The 5,416-nt window shown below is 61.2% G+C and carries 5 protein-coding genes; 1 reads left to right on the top strand and 4 read right to left on the bottom strand.

Annotation, left to right across the window (positions count from 1 at the left end):
• The 3 genes from FEM54_RS23270 to FEM54_RS23260 all read right to left on the bottom strand — a co-directional run.
• On the bottom strand, window positions 1–606 hold a 606-nt coding region (locus FEM54_RS23270; RefSeq protein WP_138453283.1), incomplete at its 3' end, for an MFS transporter.
• 223 nt (window positions 607–829) lie between these two features.
• Entirely contained in the window at window positions 830–2,122 is a 1,293-nt protein-coding gene (locus FEM54_RS23265; protein ID WP_138453281.1) for a filamentous hemagglutinin N-terminal domain-containing protein, read from the bottom strand.
• Window positions 2,123–2,233: 111 nt separating this feature from the next.
• Window positions 2,234–3,943 carry a ShlB/FhaC/HecB family hemolysin secretion/activation protein gene (locus FEM54_RS23260; protein WP_138453278.1) on the bottom strand — a complete coding sequence of 570 codons (1,710 nt, stop codon included), beginning with the start codon at window positions 3,941–3,943 and terminating at the stop codon, window positions 2,234–2,236.
• A 219-nt stretch (window positions 3,944–4,162) separates the two neighbouring features.
• Here FEM54_RS23260 and FEM54_RS23255 point away from each other — a divergent pair, with 219 nt between their 5' ends.
• Window positions 4,163–5,272, top strand: coding sequence for a DmpA family aminopeptidase (locus FEM54_RS23255; protein WP_138453273.1), 1,110 nt, complete (start codon window positions 4,163–4,165; stop codon window positions 5,270–5,272).
• On the opposite strand, the gene FEM54_RS23250 is transcribed toward FEM54_RS23255, so the two are convergent.
• A partial coding sequence (locus tag FEM54_RS23250; protein WP_138453270.1) for a response regulator transcription factor occupies window positions 5,263–5,416 on the bottom strand: 154 nt, incomplete at its 5' end. The two genes, FEM54_RS23255 and FEM54_RS23250, sit on opposite strands and share 10 nt — an antisense overlap.

Genomic DNA, 5,416 nt, shown 5'->3' with positions numbered 1-5,416 from the left:
GTGAGCGGCGGTGTGGGCCTGTAGGGCGCGGCGCGGCCAGAGCGCCAGTACGCCGAGGGCGGCGATAGTGACCAGGGCCATGATCGACCAGAAGGGCAGGCTGGCCGGGTACAGGTTCAGTTGAAGTGCCACGCCGCTGAGCACTGGGCCGAAAGCCAACCCCAGGATCATTGCCAAGGTGGCCAGCGTCGCCGCCAACTTGCCGTTGTCGAGTGGGCCGAACCGTACCAGCGTCACGTTCACCGCGGTGGTCATGATCCCTGCGCCAAGCCCCGAGATGGCACGGGCTACACACAGCGCCCACAGCGAATCACATTCAGCGCACAGCCAGGCGCCGATCAGCACCAATGCAATGGCTGGGAGCAGCAAAAAACGCTGGTCTTTGACATGGCCGGCGATGCGCGCCAGAGTCGTCAAAGCCAGCAAAACCCCGGCACCGTAGGCGCCGAATATAAACGTCAGGTCCACAGCTTTGATCTGCAGATGTTCTTGGTAAAACGGGTACAGCGGCGTGGGTGCGCTGCTGTTCATGAGCGCTGCGGTCAGTGACAGCGCGAGAAAAAACATCAAGCCTTTTGAGCCGTGTTTAGTGATATCGACGGACATGAGTCTCCCAGCCCAGTGCTCAGGGCTTTTGCCGAGTGAATGTTTGCAAGCGGGATGTGGATGCGGTTTCGAGGGCTTTGCCCATTGGCAAATGATACGGACCGGGGCGATTGGCACCATGCCCGAAACCCCAGGCTTCATTCGTCATCGTCCAGGGAGCAGTAACAGCGGCGCTTACGGGATGACCGGGCGGGTATGACCCACCGCGCCCGGCTAAAGCGCTTTACCAGTAGCGTGGTTGAGGAAGGATGCGGGTCGGTTGTTTCAGGCCTGTCGCAGTGTTAAAGGCAAACGACGGATAGGCGCTCCAGTTGAACGCTGGGTAGCTCACCACCGGCTTGCTCCATACAGGCGGCGCGACGACATAGGAAGGGCGTGACGCGACCGGGCGATTGATCACCACACCTATACCATTTTGAGCGCCTGTGGAGGCGGCTCCGCCCGTCACTATAGTGCCAGGCTTGAGAGTGTTAACCGACCCAGCCGTGCCGCCGAAGTGAATCGGACCCTGGATGTCGATGTTGCCGACCAAACTCAACGGGCCGCCATTGCGCAGCACGCCCTGATTGCTCAGATCGCCAGCGATCGACAGCGCCTGCCTGGCGTCCAACACGCCCGTGGAAGCGATCTGTACCTTGCCATCGGCGGTGACCTTCAAGTCGCCGGTCAGGGCCTTGACGTTGCCTTGAACGTTCACGCCTACGCCGGCTGACTTGCCGAGCAGGCGAATCGAGTCTGCGTGCATGCTGCCCAATTGGGCCACATCAATAGCGATGTCGGCTTGGCCGTCGGCGCCGAGGTGCTTGAGCACACTGGTCGGGTCCATAGCGTCGACTTCGCCTTTCAAGGCCACGGCGTTGAGTTTTTTGGCTTGCAGCTGCGCATTGATCTGCAGGGTACGTGCGACCAGGTCGACCTCATTGGCACCGGACGCGTCAAGGCCAGCACCTTCCACGCGGATCTGGCCGTGGTCGGTTTGCAATCGAGCCACCTGGCCGTTCGCGTCCAATACCGCCGTGCCCGCTACTAACGACACGCGATTGGCGTTGATAAAGCCAGCACCGCTGGCGGTGATGCCATTGGGGTTGGCGATGATCACACGAGCGCTCGGCCCCGCGACTTCAATCATGCCATTGAGACTTGAGGCGGTTTTACCAGTGACTTCATTGAGAATGACGCCGGCAGAGGTTCCGTTGAGCAGGCTGTTGCCGGCAATGGCGCCGCCCAGGGTGGTTTGGGCGCCTGCGGTGCTGTTGTTGAGGATCAGCCCGGCAGGGCCGACATTGAACTCGGTGAAGCGGTTGTGGGAAACACCTGCGGCATTCGGCGCGGCAATGTTGACCACCGGGGTGTCGTTGATCTGCGACAGTGCTGCATTACGCGCAGCGCTCGGGTCCAACGTCAGGGCGGGTTGCGCTTGCGCGTTATGTTGCAGCAGCGGCAGGCTGCCCATTAGGGCGAGGGCCAGCAGCGTGCGCTTGGATGGGCGCCGAGTGGGTTGAATCATTGGGTTCATACAGACCTCGAGGGTTGAAGGTTAAAGAGGCGTCCCGCAGTAGCGACTGCGGGCGCCGGGTGAGTGCACTGGGTGGCACTCGGATTCCCATCCCTGGGAAAAAGTGTTCGCCTAGAAGCGGCTGCTTAGGGAGAAATCGAGGGTTGGCGTGGTGGTGTTCATCTCGTCGTTGCTCTTGATCGGCATGCCCAGGGCCAGGTCGTAACCAAAGCGGCTGACATTGCCGCGCAAACCGACAGCTGCGCCGATCAATGGCTGTCGACCTTGCTGCTGGCCGCCCACCGGCGACGCCGCACCGGCATCGAGTGCCGCATACGCCTGGCTGCCACTGAAGGCGGTGATGGACAGCTCATTGCGCAGGGTCCAGCCGGTGGGGCCGGCGAGGGTGGTGTTACCGTCAAAGCCGCGCACGCTGTAGCGGCCGCCGATCTGCATGTATTCGGTCGACGGCACCGGCACCGGCGCATATTGGTAGACCAGCGCGTTGCGATAGCCCAAACGCATTGCGCCCAGGTCAAACGGAATCTCAAACGCCGCCTTGGCAGTGAACAGGTGATAGCGACCGTTCCAGTCCTGTTGCTCATAGAGCGCGCCGGGCGTCTTGCTGAGTCCGGGTAGTGAGCCGCGCACACCAGCCTGCGCCGTCAGCTTGCCAAAGCGCAGGTTGGCGCGGTGGGTCAGGCCAAGTTCATAGCTGGTAATTTGCCGGTGCAATTGCTGCAGTTCGGTGGAGGCTACCCAGGCGCGATCCTCACGATTGACCAGGCGAGCGTTGAGCACACTTTTGCTGCGATTGGAGCGACTCACCACGTAATCGAGCCCGGCATCGACGCGTCGGGTGCGCGAGCTGAACGCAATACTGCGCCCCCCGGGGTCTTTGAATAAGGCTTGCTTGCTGTCCCACTCGCTGGCACCGAACGACAGCAGGGCATAGCCTGCGGGTACGTTCCAAGCCAGGCTTTTAGCCGAAGACCCACGGGTGTGGTTATTGAAGTCGGTGTCGGTGATGTAGGTCAGTAGCAGTTGGTCGTAAAGCCCCGCCGGAGAGTCGATGGCGACAATCCCGCCGAGTTGGTGGCGGCCAGTAGCGTCGATACCGCCGTTGTCGGCTGTCAGCAGGCCAAACACCCGGCGTGCCTGCGGCGGTTGCTGGACGATCACATCGCTTTCACCCAGTTCTGCGCCCGGAATCAGATTCAACGTCGTCGCGGCTTGGCCTGGCAGGCGGCGCACATTGTCCAGCGCCTGGTCCAGGTCGCGTACGTTCAGCAATTCGCCTTTTCCCACAGGAAACGCCATGCCCGACCAGCCTAACGCCCCCGGTTGCTGATCGATCTTGCCCACGCGCCCGGGGATAAGCTGGACGATCAAGTGCCCGCTGCTCAGGTCTTGCACCGGTATCAACACTTGGGTGGTGATATATCCGCGAGCCATCAGTTGCGCCGCTACCCAGCGACGATAAACCGTCAACCCTTCGCCACCCACACACTGCCCCAGGATCGCCGGCGCGCGTTCCAGCCAGTCGAAATCATCTGCACCTTTCCATGCCACAGTGCGGATAACGAAACAGGGTGATTCTTCCGGCAGCTTCAGCGCATTGGCGAAGGGCAGGGGCGTTGAGGTCAGTGCATCCGGGGTTCCAAGTGCTTGGGATTGCAAACTTTTCAGTTGGAGATCTTGCTGGCGTTGAGTGCTGGTGACGGTATCGATCGTGCTGGCCGCGCGCGCGACCTGAATCGCCGTAAACAGCCATAGCGTCGTTACATACAGGGTGGTTGCGATGCAGGCGTGGAAGCCGAGCGTGCCGGGCGTTGATTTCATCTGCCTATGCTAAGAAGGTCGAGCGCAAGAAAAAATAAGATGAAGCTCGGCGACCCAAGGACGTTACTGACAATGGGGTGGCCGCCGTCGTATAGGCTCTGCGATAAATCGTACGAATGGCCTAACGTCCCGAGGGTAACCAAAGGAGGTTATCGTCACGCATCCGCCGCCAACCTAGACTTCACGCACGTTCTTCACTCGACTATTGAGAGTTAAAACATGCGTTTACGAGACCTAGGCATCACCATTGGCACGGGCACCCCTGGGGCGTTCAACGCCATTACCGACGTGCCCGGCGTGCGCGTCGGCCATCACACCCTCAATGCTGAAAGCGCCAACGGCTCGATGCATACCGGTGTGACCATCATCGAGCCGCGCCCCGTCGCGGCCCATCTGGCGCCGTGCTTTGCCGGCGTTCACGTACTCAACGGCAATGGCGACGCCACCGGCCTGGAGTGGATTCGCGAAGCCGGTTTGTTGACCACACCCATTGCCTACACCAACACCCACAGTGTAGGTGTGGTGCGTGATGCACTGGTGGCCGCCGAGCGCGAGATGGGTAAGCAACACACCTATTGGTGCATGCCGGTGGTGCTGGAAACCTACGATGGCATTTTGAGCGATATCTGGGACCAGCACATCACTGCCGAGCATGTGTACGCCGCATTGGCGAATGCACGCAGCGGCCCGGTGCAGGAAGGCTGTGTGGGCGGCGGCAACGGTATGATCTGCCATGAATTCAAGGGCGGGATTGGTACCTCGTCTCGCGTCTTGAGTACAGCGGAGGGCGGCTGGACGGTTGGCGCACTGGTGCAGGCCAACTACGGTGTACGCAGCGCCTTGCGCGTGGCGGGTTATCCAGTGGGCAGCGTATTGCAGGACACGCCTTCGCCTTATGACGGGCCGGTGATTGTCGGCGTGCCTGGCATGGGTTCCATCGTGATCACCATCGCCACCGACGCGCCCTTACTGCCCCATCAATGCACGCGCCTGGCACAGCGCGCGAGTATCGGCTTGGCGCGGGTCGGTGGCGGCACCGAGGACGACAGCGGCGACATCTTCATTGCGTTCTCGGTGGGCAATACCGGCTTGCCGGTTGCCAATCTCGGGCAATCCGGCCCGGCGACCACGGCCTTGCAGATGGTCAATAACGACTACATCTCCGCGTTATTTGTGGCCGCGGCAGACGCCGTCGAAGAGGCAATCCTCAACGCTCTGTTAGCCGCCAACGACCTTAAGGGCCGTGGCCGGCAAGCGCTGGCGCTCAAGCCGGAACAACTGCTGGCAGCGATGGCGAAGGTGGGCTGGACGGCCCCGGTTCACTCCTGAGCCTGAAGGAACAACAGGAACAGCTCGGACTGGGATTTGATCCCCAGCTTGTTGTACATATGCTTGCGGTGAACCTTGACCGTTTCGGCAGAGATCGCCAGCTTGCGGGCGATCTCTTTGTTTGAGCAGCCGCTGAGCATCAGT

The sequence above is a fragment of the Pseudomonas edaphica genome (genome assembly GCF_005863185.1).
Lineage (GTDB): Bacteria > Pseudomonadota > Gammaproteobacteria > Pseudomonadales > Pseudomonadaceae > Aquipseudomonas > Aquipseudomonas edaphica.
The sequence above is the reverse complement of the archived record's forward strand: the minus strand, read 5'-3'. Positions and strand labels throughout refer to the sequence as shown.